Below are 19850 nucleotides of genomic sequence, written 5' to 3'. Positions count from 1 at the left end.
AGGCTTACGCTCGAATTGTGAGCAAAACAATAGGAATTAATCGATGACTACGACTACGACTAAGATTTCTAAAACTCTGTTAGCTGTTGTTCTTGGCTCTGTATTGGCTGGTGGGAGTGCAATGGCGGCAGACACAGCAGGCGAAAAAATCGATAGCTCTGTAAAAGACGTCGGTAATTTCATGGATGACAGCGCAATCACGGCAAAAGTCAAAGCTGCGCTTGTCGATCACGACACTATCAAAAGCACCGATATTTCAGTGAAAACTGAAAAGAAAGTGGTGACGTTGAGTGGATTTGTTGAAAGCCAGGCTCAGGCTGAACAAGCTGTCACGGTCGCGAAAGGCGTGGAAGGGGTTTCTTCCGTGAGCGACAAACTACATGTGCGTAACGGCTCTGATAAATCTGTCAGCGGTTATGCAGGCGATACTGCCACCACTAGCGAAATTAAAGCTAAGCTTTTAGCTGATGACATTGTTCCTTCACGTCACGTGAAAGTGGAAACCACTGAAGGTGTTGTACAGCTATCCGGTACTGTGGAATCGAATGCGCAGTCTGCTCGAGCCGAGAGTATAGCTAAAGCAGTTGATGGCGTGAAAAGCGTCAAAAACGACCTGAAAGTGAAGTAACAGGGCATATAGAAACTTTCTCCTTCGGCGTAATGCCGGGGGAGTAGGTCAGCAACATCGTTACTCAATATCGCCAATGAGTGTGTTCCAGGCACTCATCCAGAAGCGATTCGGGTTCATTATGGTTAAGGAGAAGCTTATGTTTCGTTGGGGCATTATTTTTCTGGTTATTGCGTTGATTGCAGCAGCACTGGGTTTTGGTACTCTCGCGGGTACTGCGGCAGGTGCAGCAAAAATTGTCTTCGTGGTAGGTATTATTCTGTTCCTGGTGAGTCTGTTTATGGGTCGAAAACGCCCTTAGCAATATTTCCGTGCTATAACATTTAGAGACAGACCAGAGAGCCAGTCTATTTAGACTGGCTCTCGCGTTTTTAATCGACTAACAAATATCCAATAATAAATATCCTTTAAATTTCGAGTTGCAGCCAGGCGGGCAGGGAGAACATCCCTGACAGCTTGCTGAAGACAGTGACTGGGGTGATTGAGCGCAGCCAACGCCCCTGCGACTTAAAATGAAGGATAAAGAACCAAGGAAAGCAGGGTGGGACAAAGAATACCCGTTACGCTCGGCAATATTTCGCCGCTTGCGATCAAAAATTTTCGTCCCGGAAAACTCGCCATTGTTTGTGAAGGCGGCGGGCAGCGTGGGATATTCACAGCTGGCGTGCTGGACGAATTTATGCGCGCTAATTTCAACCCGTTTGACCTCTTCTTAGGCACTTCTGCCGGTGCGCAAAACCTCTCAGCTTACGTTTGTCACCAGCCGGGTTATGCCAGAAGAGTGATTACTCGTTTTACGACGACTCGCGAATTTTTTGATCCTCTGCGTTTTGTGCGTGGTGGGCATCTCATTGATCTCGACTGGCTTGTGGAATCCACTGCCACCAAAATCCCGCTTTCAATGACGACGGCCGAAAAGCTATTTGAATCTGGCAAAGCGTTTTATATGTGCGCCTGTCGTAGTGACGACTACACGCCGGGTTATTTTTCCCCAAATAGCGGCACCTGGCTGAATTTGCTTAAAGCATCAAGCGCGATTCCTGGTTTTTACCGTACCGGGGTGGAAATAGACGGCATCGGTTACCAGGATGGTGGGATAAGCGATGCGGTTCCAGTGAGAGAAGCTGTTCGTCTTGGAGCCGATACTCTGGTCGTCATTCGCACTGTGCCCTCACAAATGTATTACACACCTGAATGGTTTAAACGCATGGAGCGCTGGCTTGGCGACAGCAGCCTGCAACCGTTGCTAAACCTGGTGCATCACCATGAAGCCAGCTACCGCGAGATTCAGAATTTTATTGAAAAGCCGCCAGGTAAACTGCGTATCTTCGAGATTTACCCACCGAAACCGTTGATGAGCTCTGCATTGGGTAGTCGGTTACCCGCGCTAAATACCGACTATAAAACTGGGCGTTTGTGCGGGCGTTACTTCCTCGCAACCGTCGGGAAATTGCTCACGGATAAGCCACCAATAAAACGCCACCTTCCGCGTATTATCGTTCCGCAGACCGTGGTCACTGAGCCATTGTCTAAAGCGGTGATTGAAACACCAGAAGCTAACGACTCCACTTTCAATAGCGAAGATACGGCGTGACGATGACGTTTTACGATACCCACTGTCACTTCGACTTTCCGCCGTTTAGCGATGATGAAACCAACAGCATTGCCCTTGCGGCGCAAGCGGGTGTAACAAAAATCATTGTTCCGGCCATCGAAGCAGACCGATTTAGTACCGTTCTGGCGCTGGCAGACAACTACCCTGCGTTGTATGCCGCGCTGGGTTTACATCCGATAGTGATTCACAAGCATCAGGATGCGTCTTTGGCGCTGCTCGAACATCACCTGAAACAGCGGCCCGAGAAATTAGTGGCTATCGGTGAGATAGGGCTCGATCTTTATATGGAAAATCCACTTTTTGATAAACAAGAAGTGATGCTGGATGCGCAGCTAAAACTGGCAAAATGTTATGATTTACCAGTCATTATCCATTCACGTCGCACGCACGACAAACTTGCAGCGCATTTGAAGCGTCATAATTTACCGCGCACTGGTGTGGTACATGGCTTCTCGGGGAGCCTGCAACAGGCCGAGCGTTTTGTGGCGCTGGGTTACAAAATTGGTGTGGGTGGAACGATTACTTATCCACGCGCCAATAAAACGCGCGATGTTATGGCGCGCTTACCCCTTAGCGCGCTGGTTCTGGAAACGGATGCTCCTGATATGCCGCTTAACGGCTGGCAGGGGCAGCCGAATCGCCCGGAACGCATTGTTGATGTTTTTCAGACACTTTCTACACTGCGTTCAGAACCTCCTGAAGTTATCGCGAATGCGATTATTAGTAACTGCAATGAATTATTTGCAATGAAATAGTAAGTAACAAAATGTGACCTGGCTCACTTAATAAGACAAACGTTTCTGTGAATGTCTATAAATACGTGATTGCCATTCCATTTGCTGGCCTCCCTGCCGTTATAATCCCGCCTCGCTGAGGTTTTTTAGCCCGCTTTCCTTTTTCATTCAATACACAGGGATTCTGTATGCAACTACTCATGGGATTGATCGGCATGATCGTTCTGCTGCTGATCGCCGTTTTACTTTCCAGTAATCGCAAAGCAATTAATCTGCGCACTGTATTAGGTGCATGGATTATTCAGGTCGGTATCGGGGCGCTAATCCTGTATGTTCCGGTCGGTCGCCAGGTTCTGCTCGCTATGTCCGAAGGAGTCGCTAACGTAATTGGTTACGGTAACGCGGGTATTTCCTTCCTGTTCGGTGGCTTAGTTTCAGACAAAATGTTCGAAGTCTTTGGCGGCGGTGGCTTTATTTTCGCACTGCGCGTTCTGCCAATTATTGTCTTCTTCTCCTCACTGATTGCTGTGCTGTATTACCTTGGCATTATGCAGTTAGTTATTCGTATTCTTGGCGGTGGCCTGCGTAAGGTTCTTAAAACCTCTCGTACAGAATCTCTTTCTGCAACAGCAAACATCTTTGTTGGTCAGACTGAAGCTCCGCTGGTTGTTCGTCCTTATATCGCCACTATGACGCGTTCAGAACTGTTCGCTGTAATGTGTGGTGGTTTGGCTTCTGTTGCAGGTTCAGTGCTGGCAGGTTACGCGCAAATGGGCGTGCCACTAGAATACCTGATTGCCGCTTCATTCATGGCAGCCCCTGGTGGGTTATTGTTCGCCAAAATTATCTTGCCTGAGACTGAAACGCCAAACGACTCACCTGAACTGGAATCTTTGAAAAATGATCCAGACCGCCCGGCAAACGTGCTGGATGCGGCGGCATCAGGTGCAGCTTCTGGTATGCAACTGGCTCTGAACGTAGGCGCAATGCTGCTGGCGTTTGTTGCTTTGATTGCATTGCTCAACGGCATGCTCTCTGGCATTGGTGGTTGGTTCAACTATCCGCAACTGTCTATGGAACTGATTCTGGGCTGGGTGTTCTCACCGCTGGCATGGATTATCGGTGTACCGTGGAGTGAAGCGAACGTTGCCGGTTCCTTCATCGGTCAGAAGTTGATCATCAACGAATTTGTTGCGTACCTGAACTTCGGGGAATACCTGAAAGATGACGCGACTGTAGCGGCAGCAGGCCTGCAAGTTCTCTCCTCCCACACCAAAGCAATTATCTCCTTTGCTCTGTGTGGCTTTGCTAACCTTTCTTCTATCGCTATTTTGATTGGTGGGCTTGGAAGCATGGCTCCAAACCGTCGTCATGACATTGCACAGTTAGGTCTGAAGGCTGTAGCAGCAGGTACATTGTCAAACCTGATGAGTGCCACAATTGCCGGGGTCTTCCTGTCATTATAAAAAAGGCGATGTTAAAATTATAACACCCCTGTAAAATCAATGGCTGGCGCTTGCGCCGGCCATTTTTTATTTCTGACGGCGACTTTTCCGTTATCACTCCTTGTTAAATCACATATACTGTACAAATTATGTAATTTCACCGTGGCTTTTGTGAAGCTATACACAAAACCATCAGGGTTGTGAATGTTATAATTATAACATCGCAACTGATTCTATATCTTTTGTTGGAGAATGTTATGACCGATTTAACTGCAAGCAGCCTGCGCGCTCTGAAACTGATGGACCTGACGACCCTGAATGACGATGACACGAATGAAAAAGTGATCGCACTTTGTCATCAGGCAAAAACTTCAGTGGGCAATACTGCAGCTATTTGTATCTACCCGCGTTTCATCCCGATCGCGCGTAAAACTCTGAATGCTCAGGGCACTCCTGATATTCGCATCGCTACAGTGACCAACTTCCCACACGGCAACGATGACATCGAAATCGCACTGGCTGAAACTCGTGCTGCTATTGCCTACGGTGCAGACGAGGTTGATGTGGTATTCCCATACCGCGCGCTTATCGCTGGTAACGAACAAGTTGGTTTCGAACTGGTGAAAGCCTGTAAAGAAGCCTGTGCTGCGGCTAACGTTTTGCTGAAAGTCATCATCGAAACCGGCGAGCTGAAAGAAGAAGCACTGATTCGTAAAGCTTCTGAAATTTCCATCAAAGCAGGCGCTGATTTCATCAAAACCTCTACTGGTAAAGTGCCAGTCAACGCAACACCTGAAAGCGCACGCATCATGATGGAAGTTATTCGTGATATGGGCGTTGAAAAAACTGTTGGTTTCAAACCAGCGGGTGGCGTGCGTACTGCAGAAGATGCAGCGCTGTTCCTGTCAATTGCTGATGATCTGTTTGGTGCTGACTGGGCTGATTCCCGTCACTACCGCTTTGGCGCTTCCAGCCTGCTCGCAAGCTTGTTAAAAGCTCTGGGCCATGGCGACGGTAAAAGCGCAAGCAGCTACTAATTACTCGTCATACTTCAAGCTGCAGGTGCGTTGGCTGCGCGCTCTCACCCCAGACACTTACTCGTGTAAGCTCCTGGGCGTCGTTCCCTTGCCACCTGCCTGCAACTCGAATTATTTAGAGTAATGTTTATTCGCGGCGGTTTCCCCGCCGCATTTCACCTGATGTGCTCAGGGGGTTACCTTGTTCCTCGCTCAAGAAATTATTCGTAAAAAACGTGATGGTCATGCTCTAAGTGATGAGGAGATTCGTTTCTTCATTAATGGTATTCGAGATAACACCATCTCCGAAGGGCAGATTGCCGCGCTGGCAATGACTATCTTCTTCCACGACATGACTATGCCTGAACGCGTATCACTGACCATGGCGATGCGAGATTCAGGAACCGTACTGGACTGGAAGAGCCTTAACCTGAACGGCCCAATTGTTGATAAACATTCCACGGGTGGCGTGGGTGATGTGACGTCTTTAATGCTTGGCCCAATGGTGGCGGCATGTGGTGGTTATATCCCAATGATCTCTGGCCGCGGTTTAGGCCACACTGGCGGTACGCTCGATAAACTCGAAGCGATCCCAGGCTTTGATATTTTCCCGGACGATAACCGTTTCCGAGACATCATCAAAAATGTCGGCGTGGCAATTATCGGTCAGACTAACTCGCTTGCTCCGGCTGACAAACGTTTCTACGCGACGCGTGACATTACCGCGACCGTAGACTCCATCCCGCTGATTACCGCGTCGATTCTTGCGAAGAAACTGGCCGAAGGCCTGGATGCGCTGGTGATGGACGTGAAAGTGGGCAGTGGCGCATTTATGCCGACCTATGAGCTTTCTGAATTACTCGCCGAAGCGATTGTTGGCGTGGCAAATGGCGCGGGTGTTAAAACCACGGCACTGCTGACTGATATGAACCAGGTGCTGGCATCCAGCGCGGGTAATGCTGTTGAAGTTCGTGAAGCGGTACAATTCCTGACGGGCGAACATGTTAACCCGCGTCTGCATGAAGTGACCATGGCGCTGTGCGTGGAAATGTTACTTTCCGGCAACCTTGCGAAAGACGATGCCGAAGCGCGTGCCAAACTGCAAGCAGTGCTGGATAACGGTAAAGCGGCAGAAGTCTTTGGCCGTATGGTTGCCGCTCAGAAAGGCCCGGCAGATTTCGTCGAAAACTACGCGAAATACCTACCAACCGCAGTTCTGAGCAAGCCGGTATTCGCAGACCGTGCTGGTTTCGTAAACCAGATGGACACTCGTGCATTAGGTATGGCTGTCGTTTCCATGGGGGGTGGCCGTCGTCAGGCATCTGACACCATCGACTACAGCGTTGGTTTTACCGACATGGCTCGTCTGGGCGACAGTGTGGATACCACACGTCCGTTGGCAGTGATTCATGCGGCAAGTGAAGCCCAATGGCAGGAGGCGGCCCGTGCTGTTAAAGCGGCAATTAAAGTTAACGAGACCGCACCAGCACAAACGCCAGAAGTGTATCGCCGTATTAGCTAATTGCTGGCATACTGATCTGATCACTTTTTGAAACGCCTCCGGGCGTTTCAGGCGCAACGACGCAGGAGAAATTATGAAACGTGCATTTATTATGGTGCTGGACTCTTTCGGCATCGGCGCAACAGAAGATGCAGCAAAATTTGGTGATGTTGGCTCTGATACTTTCGGGCACATTGCAGAAGCTTGTGCCAAAGGCGAAGCAGACAAAGGTCGTAAAGGGCCGCTTCATCTGCCAAACCTGACGCGTTTGGGGCTGGTAAAAGCCGCCGAAGGTTCTACCGGTAAAATCCCAGCAGGTATGGACGGTAATGCAGAAGTTATCGGTGCATATGGCTGGGCGCATGAACTTTCATCCGGTAAAGACACTCCGTCTGGTCACTGGGAAATCGCCGGTGTTCCTGTGTTGTTTGACTGGGGTTATTTCTCTGATACGCAAAATAGCTTCCCGCAAGAACTGCTGGAAAAGCTGGTCAAGCGTGCAAACCTGCCTGGTTACCTCGGTAACTGCCACTCTTCCGGTACTGTGATTCTGGATGAACTGGGTGAAGAGCATATGAAAACCGGCAAGCCGATTTTCTATACCTCTGCTGACTCCGTGTTCCAGATTGCTTGCCACGAAGAAACTTACGGCCTGGACAAACTTTATGAGCTGTGCGAAATCGCGCGTGAAGAGTTGACCGAAGGTGGCTACAACATTGGCCGTGTTATCGCACGTCCGTTTGTCGGCGATAAAGCGGGTAACTTCCAGCGTACTGGTAACCGCCATGACCTGGCTGTTGAACCACCAGCACCAACCGTGTTGAAAAAACTGGTTGATGAGAAAAATGGTCAGGTTGTTTCCGTGGGCAAAATTGCGGATATCTACGCTGAAGTCGGTATCACCAAAAAAGTGAAAGCGACAGGCCTGGATGCGCTGTTTGATGCCACCATCAAAGAGATGAAAGAAGCCGGTGATGAGACTATCGTGTTCACCAACTTCGTTGATTTTGACTCATCTTATGGCCACCGCCGCGACGTTGCAGGTTATGCCGCAGCACTAGAACTGTTTGACCGCCGTCTGCCGGAACTGATGGAACTGCTGAAAGAGGACGATATTCTGATCCTCACCGCTGACCACGGTTGTGACCCGACCTGGCAAGGCACTGACCATACTCGTGAACACATTCCTGTATTGGTCTACGGCCCGAAAGTGAAAGCCGGTTCTCTGGGCCACCGTGAAACCTTCGCGGATATCGGCCAGACCGTTGCCAGCTATTTCGGCACGTCCCCAATGGACTACGGCAAAAACATGCTGTGATTTTGTCGGGCGGTTGAATTGCCGCCCGCACTGAACCTCTTACAAAAGGAATAATAAAGATGGCAACGCCTCATATTAATGCAGAAATGGGTGATTTCGCAGACGTAGTACTGATGCCTGGCGACCCGCTGCGTGCAAAACATATTGCAGAAACTTTCCTCGAAGATGTTCGTGAAGTGAACAACGTGCGTGGCATGTTGGGCTTCACCGGTACTTACAAAGGCCGCAAAATCTCCGTAATGGGTCATGGTATGGGTATCCCGTCCTGCTCCATCTACACCAAAGAGCTGATCACTGATTTCGGCGTGAAGAAAATCATTCGTGTGGGTTCGTGCGGCGCGGTACGTGCTGATGTGAAGCTGCGTGATGTGGTTATTGGCATGGGTGCTTGCACCGACTCTAAAGTGAACCGTCTGCGTTTCAAAGACCACGACTTTGCAGCAATCGCTGACTTCGATATGGTTCGCAATGCCGTTGATGCAGCTAAAGCGCTGGGCGTTGACGCTCGCGTAGGCAACATCTTCTCCGCAGACCTGTTCTACACGCCAGACCCAACCATGTTTGACGTAATGGAAAAATACGGCATCCTGGGCGTGGAAATGGAAGCGGCAGGTATCTACGGCGTGGCAGCAGAGTTCGGTGCTAAAGCACTGACTATCTGTACTGTATCTGACCATATCCGTACTCACGAGCAGACTACTGCTGAAGAGCGCCAGACGACCTTTAACGACATGATCAAGATTGCTCTTGAGTCTGTGTTACTGGGCGACAAAGAGTAAGATTTTAAAGGGTGCTTCGGCACCCTTTTATTTTTCATAGTATCTATTCAGTTTCTCTCTTTCATTCCTCACTTCTTTTACCTTTCAAATGCATAGCGCTATAGATCTATTCATGAATCTATTCACATGAGCGCTCTGACTGATTTATTACTACACGGGCTGCAAACTCATTGCGGCAGCGTTTGGGTGTCAGCCAGGCGACGTTTTCACGGATGGTAAACACTGAAAGTGATGTCATCAAAGCGGGAGAGGCCAGAGCAACTCAAAAGGCTCTGATCAGACCGGTGCGTCAGATTAGACAGTTCCGTTCTGGCAAATAGATGATGCAGGGCAAGCCTGAATCAGGAGATTAGCCCGGCGTTTCTCGGGCTATGCAGGGAGATGGCATTACAACTTGATACCGTTGAGGCAAACGTTAAGCGGCTCGCTTAGCGCACTGTCTGCGCAATCCACGCGCTCAACTCGCGTAATTCGGCTTCTTGTTCCGGGAAATCGGCAATCAGAGTTTCGCACTGTTGGTGCAACATATCGCTACGATACAGGCATCCCTGTAAACGTGCCGCCAGAGCTTCTAAAGGCGCAGGGTTCAGGCTATCGGTAAAAATTTGTGTGCGGGTGATATGCCCTTTCTCAACATCGAAATGCAACTCAACGCCACCCCATGTAAAACGCTGATCCAGCAAATGGCTGAACGCTGGAGCCTGGCCGAAATTCCATTCCCAGCTGCTTTGGCGGGCAAAGGTTTCCGCAAATCCGGGTAGGTCGGGCAGGGCGTCAGGCGAGATATGTTCCGCTTCAACGCGTTCTCCGTAATAAGCAAAGAATGATTCGCGCACCGCATCGCAAATTTGCTCATGGGTTAAGCCTGGTAACAGATCGCTGAGGTTTGCAACGCGTCCACGCACAGACGTTATTCCTTTGGCTTTAAGTTTTTTCTCATCTGGATTCAGGTAGTTAGCCAGACGGCTTAAATCGGCGTTGAGCAGTAGTGTGCCATGGTGGAAACCACGATCCATGGTTTCTTTATATGCAGAACCTGAAACTTTGCGTGGCCCTTCAGTAGTGGCAACTTCCAGATCGTTGCGCCCGGAAGCAGTTGCGTTAATTCCCAATGAATTGAGTGCATTAACGACAATTGCGGTAGATACGCTTTTGTCGTATTCCGGCTTCCCGGCCATAAACGTGAAACAGGTATTCCCTAAATCGTGGAAAACAGCGCCGCCGCCACTGCTGCGTCTTGCCAGGCGCACGTTATCTTCTTCCATGCGGCGGGTGTTGCACTCTTTCCACGGGTTTTGCGCCCGCCCAATTACGACGGTATCTGCGTTACGCCATAAAAAGAGCACGCGCTGAGTTGCGGGCATTTGGCGGAAAATACACTCTTCTACGGCCAGGTTGAACCAGGGATCGTAAGAGTCAGAAATAAGCAGTCGTAAGGTCGTCATCGTAGAAATCCTTTCTTATCTATGGCTTATTGGCCGCCTGTTCTTCCTCATCTTCTTTCACTTCGGTATTTGCAGTGAGAAGGAAAGGAGACTGCTGCCAGCGGGTGCGTTTACCCTGCAAAAGCGTACGTGTCAGCACAATACCAATTGCTAACGCCAGCAACATCATCAGGCGCAGAATATTCGTGGTGTTATCCACCTGTTTGGCTTCGGTAGCGAGCGTGTGGGTATCAAGCGTGATTCGTAGATAGCCGACCGGCCCGTCTTTATCTTCAATAGCCTGGACAATTTGTTGATTGAAATAACTGCCAGCTTTTTTGCCATCCAGCGCCAGTCTGTCGCGTACGCCAATCCCTTCACCAGCTCGCGCGATTTGGTCGCCGCTATCGTCATAAACGCCCGCATCCAGAATACGGCTGTCCTGAGTCAATAACTTGAGGACGGCTGAAATCTTTTTCTCATCCGGGTTTTCGGATTTCATCAGCGGCGTCAGATTGTAACTCACCTGGCGTGCCAGGGTTTTGGCTAGCTCTTCAAGCTGAACGTTACGGGCCTGTTGATGCCCCTGGCTAAACCACGACGCTCCCTGCATCAGCGCGACTAAAAGTGCGAGGCAGATAAGCACAATCACTGCACGATGCAGCCTGAATTTCATTTTTGCCCGAGCCATAATGCACCTTAGAAAAATTGCCGGTTTTACTGCACAGTTTAATGTTGCCAGAAGCCGCACAGACAAGGTAGCCTCATGCGTTGTTTTATACCCATCATCCTTCAAGCTGCAGGGGTGTTGGCTGCAGATGCTCATCCCAGTTACTTACTCAAGTAAGCTCCAGGGGATTCTCGTGCTGGCCGCCTACCTGCAACTCGAATGTTAATCGGTATACTCTGGCCTTTATCTTTTTTCTGGAGCTGTGATGCCAAATAGTCTGACCTGGTGCGACCTGCCGACCGATGTCTCTCTCTGGCCTGGGTTGCCGCTATCGTTAAGTGGTGATGAAGTGATGCCACTCGATTACCGTGCTGGCCGCAGCGGCTGGCTTCTGTATGGTCGGAATCTGGATAAAGAGTGCCTGAATCGCTACCAACGTAAGCTGGGTGCAGCGATGGTTATCGTCACCGCGTGGTGTGTTGAAGACTATCAGGTTATTCGCCTGGCTGGTTCATTAACACCCCGAGCCACCAAGCTTGCGCATGAGGCTGGGTTAGATGTTGCCCCGCTGGGTAAAATCCCTCATCTACGCACACCTGGCCTGCTGGTGATGGACATGGATTCCACCGCCATCCAAATCGAATGTATCGATGAAATCGCTAAACTGGCGGGTACCGGTGAAATGGTAGCGGAAGTCACCGAGCGCGCGATGCGTGGCGAACTGGACTTCGCGGCAAGCCTGAAGCAACGCGTTGCAACCCTCAAAGGGGCAAATGCTTCTATTTTGCGCCAGGTGCGTGATGAGCTGCCGCTGATGCCTGGGTTGACTTCTCTGGTGCTTAAGCTCGAATCGTTAGGCTGGAAAGTGGCGATTGCTTCCGGTGGCTTCACCTTCTTTGCAGAGTATCTGCGCGACAAACTGCATTTGCATGCGGTCGTGGCAAATGAGCTGGAAATTTGTGACGGCAAACTGACCGGTGAGGTCATTGGTCAAATTGTTGATGCCCAATTCAAAGCCGATACTCTCAAACGCCTTGCGGATAAATATGAAATCCCTGTTGCGCAAACTGTTGCAATTGGTGATGGCGCGAATGATTTACCGATGATTCTGTCTGCCGGGCTGGGTATCGCTTATCACGCGAAACCAAAGGTTAATGAGAAAACAGAAATCACCATCCGTCATGCTGATTTGATGGGTGTATTCTGTATTCTTTCAGGCAGTCTTATTCAGGAAGAACGCTAATGGCGAAAGCGCCGAAACGTGCATTTGTCTGCAACGAATGTGGTGCAGATTATCCTCGCTGGCAAGGGCAATGCAGCGCCTGCCAGGCGTGGAACACTATCACTGAGGTGCGTATTGCCGCCTCACCGACAGTTGCGCGTAACGAGCGTTTGTCTGGTTATGCCGGTAGTGCGGGCGTCAGCAAAGTACAAAAACTTTCCGATATCAGCCTCGAAGAGCTACCGCGTTTTTCCACCGGTTTTAAAGAGTTTGACCGCGTACTGGGCGGCGGCGTCGTGCCGGGTAGTGCCATTCTGATTGGTGGTAACCCTGGGGCCGGTAAATCCACGCTGCTACTGCAAACGCTGTGCAAACTCAGCGAACAAATGAAAACGCTGTACGTCACCGGTGAAGAGTCGCTACAACAAGTGGCGATGCGCGCCCACCGCCTGGGTTTGCCGACAAACAACCTGAATATGCTTTCGGAAACCGGCATTGAGCAAATCTGCATGATTGCCGAAGAAGAAGCGCCGAAGCTGATGGTCATCGACTCCATTCAGGTGATGCACATGGCCGACGTGCAGTCGTCGCCGGGAAGTGTAGCGCAGGTGCGTGAGTCTGCCGCTTACCTGACGCGCTTTGCCAAAACGCGTGGTGTGGCGATTATCATGGTCGGTCACGTCACCAAAGACGGTTCACTTGCCGGGCCAAAAGTCCTCGAACACTGTATCGACTGCTCGGTAATGCTTGATGGCGATGCCGATTCCCGTTTCCGCACACTACGCAGCCACAAAAACCGTTTTGGTGCAGTAAATGAGCTGGGCGTGTTCGCCATGACGGAGCAGGGGCTGCGTGAAGTGAGTAACCCTTCCGCTATCTTCCTGAGCCGTGGTGATGAAGTCACACCCGGTAGCTCGGTAATGGTGGTGTGGGAAGGGACGCGTCCGCTGCTGGTAGAGATTCAGGCGCTGGTGGATCAATCAATGATGTCCAACCCACGCCGGGTTGCTGTTGGTCTTGAGCAAAACCGTCTGGCGATTTTGTTGGCCGTTTTACACCGCCATGGCGGGCTGCAAATGGCTGACCAGGATGTGTTTGTGAACGTGGTTGGCGGCGTGAAAGTTACCGAAACCAGTGCTGACCTCGCCTTACTACTGGCGATGGTATCTAGCCTGCGCAATCGCGCTCTGCCGCAAGATTTAGTGGTGTTTGGTGAAGTTGGGCTGGCAGGTGAAATTCGTCCGGTGCCAAGTGGGCAGGAGCGTATTTCCGAAGCGGCAAAACACGGCTTTAAACGCGCGATTGTTCCGCAGGCCAACGTGCCGAAAAAACTACCGGAAGGGATGCAGGTCTTCGGGGTGAAAAAACTTGCTGATGCGCTGGCAGTGTTTGACGACTTACAAGACTTATAATTGTATATTCGCGCAATTTTGCAGGAGGCAGGCAGCATGTCGTCATTTGAGTATTTAAAAACCGCTATTCGCCAGCAGAACGTTACGCTGCAGCAAGTTGCGGAATCCTGCGGTATGACCAAGGGCTATCTGAGCCAGCTACTTAACGCCAAAATCAAAAGCCCAAGCGCTCAAAAACTTGAAGCCCTGCACCGCTTCCTCGGACTGGAATTTCCCCGCCGTGAGAAAAAGGTTGGTGTTGTATTCGGGAAGTTTTATCCCCTGCATACCGGCCATATCTACCTGATTCAACGCGCAGCAAGCCAGGTTGATGAGTTACATATCATTATGGGCTATGACGAAACCCGAGATCGTCTTCTGTTTGAAGACAGTGCCATGTCACAACAGCCGACAACCGGCGACCGTCTGCGCTGGTTGCTTCAAACCTTTAAGTACCAGAAAAATATTCGCATTCATTCGTTTAACGAAGAAGGGATGGAGCCATATCCACACGGTTGGGATGTCTGGAGCCGCGGCATCAAAGCTTTTATGGAAAGCAAAGGCATTAATCCTGACTGTATCTACACCTCTGAAGAGAATGATGCACCACGGTTTATCGAACAGCTCGGCATTGAAACCGTGCTTATCGACCCGAAGCGGACATTTATGAATATCAGCGGTGGGCAGATCCGCGAAAACCCATTCCGCTACTGGGAATATATTCCAACTGAAGTAAAACCGTTCTTTGTCCGAACCGTCGCGATTCTGGGTGGGGAATCGAGCGGTAAGTCGTGGATGGTGAATAAGCTCGCCAATATTTTCAACACCACCAGTGCCTGGGAATATGGGCGTGACTATGTCTTTTCTCATCTGGGTGGCGATGAGATGGCGCTGCAATATTCCGACTACGATAAAATTGCAATAGGACATGCACAGTACGTTGATTTTGCAGTGAAATACGCCAATAAAGTTGCTTTTATCGATACTGACTTTGTGACGACTCAGGCATTTTGTAAAAAGTATGAAGGGCGTGAACACCCATTTGTGCAGGCGCTGATTGATGAGTACCGTTTTGATTTGGTTATTTTGTTGGAGAACAACACGCCGTGGGTAGCCGATGGCTTGCGTAGCCTGGGCAGTGATACCGACAGGAAATCGTTCCAGAATCTTTTGGTGTCGATGCTTGATGAGAACAATATCAGCTATGTTCATGTAGAAGAACCTGACTACGATTCTCGCTTCTTACGCTGTGTTGATTTGGTGAAGAACATGATTGGCGAACGCCGATAAAACAACCCTCTCCCTTGCAGGAGAGGGTTTCAGAACAATTACTTGGTTACGCGCTTGTACTTAATACGCTTAGGTTCCAGCGCATCCGCACCAAGGGTGCGTTTCTTGTACTCTTCGTACTCAGTAAAGTTACCTTCGAAGAATTCCACTTTGCCTTCATCCTGGTAGTCCAGAATGTGCGTGGCAATACGGTCAAGGAACCAACGGTCGTGCGAGATAACCATTGCACAGCCCGGGAATTCCAGCAGGGCGTTTTCTAACGCGCGCAGGGTTTCGATATCCAGGTCGTTTGTTGGTTCATCGAGCAGCAGTACGTTGCCGCCAACTTGCAGCAGTTTCGCAAGATGCAGACGACCACGCTCACCACCAGACAGTTCACCAACGCGTTTACCCTGGTCAACGCCTTTAAAGTTAAAGCGGCCAACGTAGGCGCGGCTTGGCATTTCGGTGTTGCCGATGCGCATGATGTCCTGCCCGCCGGAAACTTCTTCCCACACGGTTTTGCTGCTGTCCATTGCGTCACGGAACTGATCGACGGAAGCCAGTTTAACGGTTTCGCCCAGTTCAATGGTGCCGCTGTCAGGCTGTTCCTGGCCGGACATCATACGGAACAGGGTAGATTTACCCGCGCCGTTCGGGCCGATGATGCCCACAATCGCGCCTTTCGGTACGGAGAAGGACAAATCGTCAATCAGCAGGCGGTCGCCGTAGGATTTACGCAGATTGGTAACCTCAACGACTTTATCTCCCAGGCGTGCGCCAGGTGGAATAAACAGTTCGTTGGTTTCGTTACGTTTCTGGTATTCGGTGTTGTTCAGTTCTTCAAAGCGAGCCAGACGGGCCTTGCCTTTAGACTGGCGGCCTTTAGCGCCCTGACGAACCCACTCCAGCTCTTTCTCAATGGATTTACGGCGCGCCGCTTCCGTTGAGGCTTCCTGAGCCAGGCGTGCGTCTTTCTGCTCAAGCCAGGAAGAGTAGTTACCTTCCCACGGAATACCTTCACCGCGGTCAAGTTCCAGAATCCAGCCTGCAACGTTATCGAGGAAGTAACGGTCGTGGGTAATCGCCACAACAGTGCCTTCGAAGTCGTGCAGGAAGCGCTCGAGCCATGCCACGGATTCAGCATCCAGGTGGTTCGTTGGTTCGTCGAGCAGCAGCATGTCTGGTTTTTCGAGCAACAGGCGGCACAGGGCGACACGGCGACGTTCACCACCGGACAGGTTAGCAATTTTCGCATCCCAGTCAGGCAAGCGCAGTGCGTCAGCGGCGCGTTCAAGTTGCACGTTCAGGTTGTGACCGTCGTGCGCCTGAATGATTTCTTCGAACTTACCCTGTTGGGCAGCCAGTTTGTCGAAATCGGCGTCCGGCTCTGCGTATTTGGCATACACTTCGTCGAGGCCTTTGAGGGCATTAACCACTTCAGAAACCGCTTCTTCAACAGATTCGCGAACCGTGTGCTCCAGATTGAGCTTCGGTTCCTGCTCTAAGTAGCCAATTTTCAGGCCAGGTTGTGGACGGGCTTCACCTTCAATGTCGGTATCAATGCCGGCCATAATGCGCAGCAGCGTGGATTTACCGGCACCGTTCAGACCCAGAACGCCGATCTTGGCGCCAGGGAAGAAACTGAGCGAGATATTTTTCAGGATATGACGTTTCGGCGGAACAACTTTGCCGACACGATGCATGGTATAAACGAATTGAGCCACAGTGCGACTTCGCCTCTTTTTCGTGATTTAAGATGGTTCGTATCAAAGGCGAAGTGTAGCCGTTTTCAGCAGGTAATCCCAGCAGGGGAAGACGGATGTGTTACCCGAAACACCCTGGACAGTGTTATACCCAAAATAACGAGCTCTGGCGTGGCGAAACAGCAATAGCAGAGTTAGCATGAAGTAACTGATGGCGGCATGATGCTGCCTGTAAATATGTGAGGAGAACTTGTGGGGAAAGCCAAACAAGTCGCGGGACAATTGCTGGTGGCGATTGTAAGCCTTGCGGCATTAACTCATGCAGTTCGTGCGGATTCGCTCGATGAGCAACGCAGCCGATACGCACAAATCAAACAAGCGTGGGATAGCAAGCAAATGGATGTGGTGCAGCAAATGATGCCCACGTTGCAGGATTATCCTCTCTATCCTTATCTCGAATATCGCCAGATTACAGACGACTTAATGAATGAGCCCACGCTTGTCGTTAGTCGCTTTATTGAGGCAAACCCAACACTGCCGCCAGCTCGCTCCTTGAAATCACGCTTTGTGAATGAACTCGCTCGTCGTGAAGACTGGCGTGGCTTGCTGGCATTCAGCCCTGAACAGCCGGGCACGACCGAATCTAAATGTAATTATTACTACGCGAAATGGAACACCGGCCAGGCGGATGCTGCATGGGCGGGAGCCAAAGCTTTATGGTTGACGGGCAAGAATCTGCCGTCGAGCTGTGACCGTTTATTCTCGGCGTGGCGCTCTTCAGGGACACAAGATCCGTTGGCCTATCTGGAGCGTATTCGCCTGGCGATGAAAGAGGGCAATACCTCGCTGGTCAATAACCTCGCAGGTCAGATGCCTGCGGATTACCAGACCATCTCCAGCGCGCTAATAAATCTGCAAAACAACCCCAATTCGGTGCTGACATTTGCCCAGTCCGTGGGCGCAACAGACTTTACGCGGCAGGCTGCGGCGATTGCGTTTACCCGAGTGGCGCGGGATGACGTAGAAAATGCGCGCATGATGATCCCATCACTGGTGCAAGCGCAGCAACTTAATGACTCTCAGGCTCAGGAGCTCAGAGATACCGTTGCCTGGCGCTTGATGGGCAACGATGTTACGGCCGAACAGGCTGCATGGCGTGATGATGCCATTATGCGTTCTGAATCAACGACCCTCGTTGAGCGGCGTGTGCGTATGGCGCTGGGAACGGGGGATCGTGTTGGTCTGAATACCTGGCTTGCACGTTTACCAATGGAAGCCAAAGAGAAAGATGAATGGCGCTACTGGCAAGCAGATCTATTGTTGGAACGAGGCCGTGATGCGGAAGCTAATGAGATCCTCAGGGCGCTTATGCAGCAAAGAGGATTTTATCCTATGGTGGCAGCCCAGCGTTTAGGGGAAGACTACCCGTTGCGTGTCGATAAAGCGGTTGCTGTGAATCCGGCGCTGGTGCAGGGGCCAGAAATGGCGCGAGTCCGCGAGCTAATGTACTGGCAGATGGATAACACTGCGCGCAGCGAATGGGCAAACTTGATCACCAGCCGCAGCAAACCCGAGCAAGAAGGATTAGCGCGTTATGCGTTTGATCAAAACTGGTGGGATCTTAGCGTACAGGCAACGATCGCCGGGAAGCTTTGGGATCATCTCGAAGAGCGTTTCCCACTGGCTTATAAAGAGGCGTTTTCTCGCTATGTGAGCGGTAAAGACATTTCGCAAAGCTATGCAATGGCGATTGCGCGTCAGGAAAGTGCCTGGAACCCGAAAGTTAAATCACCTGTTGGAGCCAGCGGCTTAATGCAGGTTATGCCAGCTACGGCTGCGCATACCGTGAAAGTGTTCAACATTCCGGGCTACAGCAGCCCCTCTCAGTTACTCGACCCTGAAACCAATATCAATATTGGTACGACGTATTTGCAGTCCGTCTATCAGCAATTCGAGAACAACAGGATCTTCTCGTCAGCTGCGTATAACGCGGGGCCTGGACGCGTCAGAACCTGGCTTGGCAACAGTGCCGGACGCATTGATGCAATTGCGTTTGTTGAGAGTATTCCATTTTCAGAAACGCGCGGATATGTGAAAAACGTGCTGGCTTATGATGCGTATTATCAGTACTTCATGGGTAAATCAGCGCCGTTGCTGACCAATGCTGAGTGGCAACGCCGTTATTGATTTTGGGGTGTCCATGTTATGCTATCGTACTAGTTAATTAGTATAAAGTAGGGTGGCATAACATGACTCAGCACTCTCAATATTCGGCAGAGCATGCCGAACAAAGCAATCAAGAGTGGCTCCGCTTTGTGGAGTTGCTACAACAATCGTTCGATAAGCAGCTACATATGCCGCTGTTGATGTTGTTACTGACACCAGACGAACGCACAGCCCTTGGGACTCGTGTCAGAATTGTCGAAGAGTTACTGCGCGGCGAGATGAGTCAGCGTGAGCTTAAAAATGAACTGGGTGCGGGTATTGCGACTATTACCCGTGGCTCAAATAGCTTGAAATCTGCTCCGCCAGCGCTGCGAGCATGGCTGGAGCAGGAGTTGTTGAGTGCGAAAGATTAACGATAAACGTCGTTATGGAATGGGCTCAGCGCCAGAATAACCGCCTGGTGGTAAACGCTACTGCGAGTCAATTTCCCGGCGGTAAATACGCCAATCGCACCCTCTTTACGACCAATTTTATCGATACCTGTATAGGCGGACATCACAGGCCCTAACGCTTCGCCTGCACGTACTTTTTCAAGAATGATGGCAGGAAGTGGGAGCGTTGCTGAACGGGCTTCGCCACGTTTATTTTGGTTTTCAATCACGACCCAACTGAATGTACTGTCATCATCAATTCCCGCCTCAACTGCCACCCAAAAATCCGCTTCAGGACGTACCTGACGAGCGTTCATAATTCGGCATCGTGCGCCAGTTCGCGTTTCATGGTTTCCAAATGGCTGTTCAGGCACACCACTATCGACGGCGACGGGTTCAATATGGCAGCATCCCTCCCCATAGATATCGTCGAATGCCTGGTGAATTGCCTGAATTTTGGCTGGATTAGTTGTTGCGCAGACGACATGGTACATAATCAGTGAAACTCTCAAGAAATTGTTGCCGCAGTATAACG

18 protein-coding genes are annotated in these 19850 nt (G+C 50.6%); 14 read left to right on the top strand and 4 right to left on the bottom strand.

Going from position 1 to position 19850, the window contains the following annotated elements; genetic code table 11:
* The first annotated feature begins 43 nt into the window (after positions 1-43).
* From osmY to deoD, 9 genes are all read left to right on the top strand, one after another.
* Complete coding sequence (gene osmY, locus IX31_RS14885) at positions 44-628, top strand: molecular chaperone OsmY (protein WP_034459484.1); 585 nt, start codon at positions 44-46, stop codon at positions 626-628.
* 139 nt (positions 629-767) lie between these two features.
* Positions 768-929 (top strand): DUF1328 domain-containing protein, encoded by a 162-nt coding sequence (locus IX31_RS22465; RefSeq protein ID WP_064513877.1) that lies wholly within the window; start codon positions 768-770, stop codon positions 927-929.
* 240 nt (positions 930-1169) lie between these two features.
* Positions 1170-2222, top strand: coding sequence for a patatin-like phospholipase family protein (locus IX31_RS14880; RefSeq protein ID WP_034459482.1), 1053 nt, complete (start codon positions 1170-1172; stop codon positions 2220-2222).
* Complete coding sequence (locus tag IX31_RS14875) at positions 2219-2998, top strand: TatD family hydrolase (RefSeq protein ID WP_034459480.1); 780 nt, start codon at positions 2219-2221, stop codon at positions 2996-2998. Before IX31_RS14880 ends, IX31_RS14875 begins: the two co-directional genes overlap by 4 nt.
* Before the next feature lie 167 nt (positions 2999-3165).
* Positions 3166-4443 (top strand): NupC/NupG family nucleoside CNT transporter, encoded by a 1278-nt coding sequence (locus IX31_RS14870; protein ID WP_034459478.1) that lies wholly within the window; start codon positions 3166-3168, stop codon positions 4441-4443.
* A 236-nt stretch (positions 4444-4679) separates the two neighbouring features.
* Positions 4680-5459 (top strand): deoxyribose-phosphate aldolase, encoded by a 780-nt coding sequence (gene deoC / locus IX31_RS14865; protein ID WP_034459476.1) that lies wholly within the window; start codon positions 4680-4682, stop codon positions 5457-5459.
* Positions 5460-5640: 181 nt separating this feature from the next.
* A complete protein-coding gene (gene deoA, locus IX31_RS14860; protein WP_034459474.1) occupies positions 5641-6960 on the top strand; it encodes a thymidine phosphorylase in 1320 nt (439 codons plus the stop codon).
* Between the two features lie 73 nt (positions 6961-7033).
* Positions 7034-8257, top strand: a complete 1224-nt coding sequence (gene deoB / locus IX31_RS14855) for a phosphopentomutase (protein ID WP_034459472.1) — start codon at positions 7034-7036, stop codon at positions 8255-8257.
* Positions 8258-8316: 59 nt separating this feature from the next.
* The gene (gene deoD / locus IX31_RS14850) at positions 8317-9036 is read left to right on the top strand and encodes a purine-nucleoside phosphorylase (RefSeq protein WP_034459469.1); all 720 of its coding nucleotides are present in this window, start codon (positions 8317-8319) and stop codon (positions 9034-9036) included.
* 428 nt (positions 9037-9464) lie between these two features.
* Here deoD and lplA read toward each other — a convergent pair whose 3' ends face one another.
* Both lplA and IX31_RS14840 read right to left on the bottom strand, forming a co-directional pair.
* On the bottom strand, positions 9465-10481 hold the full coding sequence (gene lplA / locus IX31_RS14845; protein ID WP_034459466.1) for a lipoate--protein ligase: 1017 nt from the start codon (positions 10479-10481) through the stop codon (positions 9465-9467).
* A 19-nt stretch (positions 10482-10500) separates the two neighbouring features.
* Positions 10501-11151, bottom strand: a complete 651-nt coding sequence (locus tag IX31_RS14840; RefSeq protein ID WP_034459464.1) for a YtjB family periplasmic protein — start codon at positions 11149-11151, stop codon at positions 10501-10503.
* Positions 11152-11395: 244 nt separating this feature from the next.
* On the opposite strand from IX31_RS14840, the gene serB reads away from it, so the two are divergent.
* The 3 genes from serB to nadR are packed head-to-tail and all read left to right on the top strand — an operon-like array spanning position 11396 to position 15033.
* Positions 11396-12373 carry a phosphoserine phosphatase gene (serB, locus tag IX31_RS14835; RefSeq protein WP_034459462.1) on the top strand — a complete coding sequence of 326 codons (978 nt, stop codon included), beginning with the start codon at positions 11396-11398 and terminating at the stop codon, positions 12371-12373.
* Positions 12373-13764 (top strand): DNA repair protein RadA, encoded by a 1392-nt coding sequence (gene radA / locus IX31_RS14830; RefSeq protein ID WP_034459460.1) that lies wholly within the window; start codon positions 12373-12375, stop codon positions 13762-13764. Before serB ends, radA begins: the two co-directional genes overlap by 1 nt.
* A gap of 36 nt (positions 13765-13800) precedes the next feature.
* Positions 13801-15033 (top strand): multifunctional transcriptional regulator/nicotinamide-nucleotide adenylyltransferase/ribosylnicotinamide kinase NadR, encoded by a 1233-nt coding sequence (nadR, locus tag IX31_RS14825; protein ID WP_034459459.1) that lies wholly within the window; start codon positions 13801-13803, stop codon positions 15031-15033.
* Positions 15034-15071: 38 nt separating this feature from the next.
* On the opposite strand, the gene ettA is transcribed toward nadR, so the two are convergent.
* Entirely contained in the window at positions 15072-16739 is a 1668-nt protein-coding gene (gene ettA, locus IX31_RS14820; protein ID WP_034459457.1) for an energy-dependent translational throttle protein EttA, read from the bottom strand.
* 231 nt (positions 16740-16970) lie between these two features.
* Between ettA and sltY the strand changes: the two genes are divergently transcribed.
* Positions 16971-18905: a murein transglycosylase gene (gene sltY, locus IX31_RS14815; protein WP_034459455.1), complete on the top strand. Its 1935-nt coding sequence runs from the start codon at positions 16971-16973 to the stop codon at positions 18903-18905.
* Between the two features lie 62 nt (positions 18906-18967).
* Positions 18968-19297, top strand: coding sequence for a trp operon repressor (gene trpR / locus IX31_RS14810; protein WP_034459454.1), 330 nt, complete (start codon positions 18968-18970; stop codon positions 19295-19297).
* Here trpR and yjjX read toward each other — a convergent pair.
* Complete coding sequence (gene yjjX / locus IX31_RS14805; protein WP_034459452.1) at positions 19294-19809, bottom strand: inosine/xanthosine triphosphatase; 516 nt, start codon at positions 19807-19809, stop codon at positions 19294-19296. The two genes, trpR and yjjX, sit on opposite strands and share 4 nt — an antisense overlap.
* Positions 19810-19850: the final 41 nt, after the last annotated feature.

This window comes from Buttiauxella noackiae, assembly GCF_000737905.1.
Taxonomy (GTDB): domain Bacteria; phylum Pseudomonadota; class Gammaproteobacteria; order Enterobacterales; family Enterobacteriaceae; genus Buttiauxella; species Buttiauxella noackiae.
The sequence above is the reverse complement of the archived record's forward strand: the minus strand, read 5'-3'. Positions and strand labels throughout refer to the sequence as shown.

Coding starts and splice junctions, on each gene's coding strand:
- osmY (WP_034459484.1), top strand. CDS start 44: ATGACTACGACTACGACTAAGATTTCTAAAACTCTGTTAGCTGTTGTT.
- IX31_RS22465 (WP_064513877.1), top strand. CDS start 768: ATGTTTCGTTGGGGCATTATTTTTCTGGTTATTGCGTTGATTGCAGCA.
- IX31_RS14870 (WP_034459478.1), top strand. CDS start 3,166: ATGCAACTACTCATGGGATTGATCGGCATGATCGTTCTGCTGCTGATC.
- deoC (WP_034459476.1), top strand. CDS start 4,680: ATGACCGATTTAACTGCAAGCAGCCTGCGCGCTCTGAAACTGATGGAC.
- deoB (WP_034459472.1), top strand. CDS start 7,034: ATGAAACGTGCATTTATTATGGTGCTGGACTCTTTCGGCATCGGCGCA.
- deoD (WP_034459469.1), top strand. CDS start 8,317: ATGGCAACGCCTCATATTAATGCAGAAATGGGTGATTTCGCAGACGTA.
- lplA (WP_034459466.1), bottom strand. CDS start 10,481: ATGACGACCTTACGACTGCTTATTTCTGACTCTTACGATCCCTGGTTC.
- IX31_RS14840 (WP_034459464.1), bottom strand. CDS start 11,151: ATGGCTCGGGCAAAAATGAAATTCAGGCTGCATCGTGCAGTGATTGTG.
- serB (WP_034459462.1), top strand. CDS start 11,396: ATGCCAAATAGTCTGACCTGGTGCGACCTGCCGACCGATGTCTCTCTC.
- radA (WP_034459460.1), top strand. CDS start 12,373: ATGGCGAAAGCGCCGAAACGTGCATTTGTCTGCAACGAATGTGGTGCA.
- nadR (WP_034459459.1), top strand. CDS start 13,801: ATGTCGTCATTTGAGTATTTAAAAACCGCTATTCGCCAGCAGAACGTT.
- trpR (WP_034459454.1), top strand. CDS start 18,968: ATGACTCAGCACTCTCAATATTCGGCAGAGCATGCCGAACAAAGCAAT.
- yjjX (WP_034459452.1), bottom strand. CDS start 19,809: ATGTACCATGTCGTCTGCGCAACAACTAATCCAGCCAAAATTCAGGCA.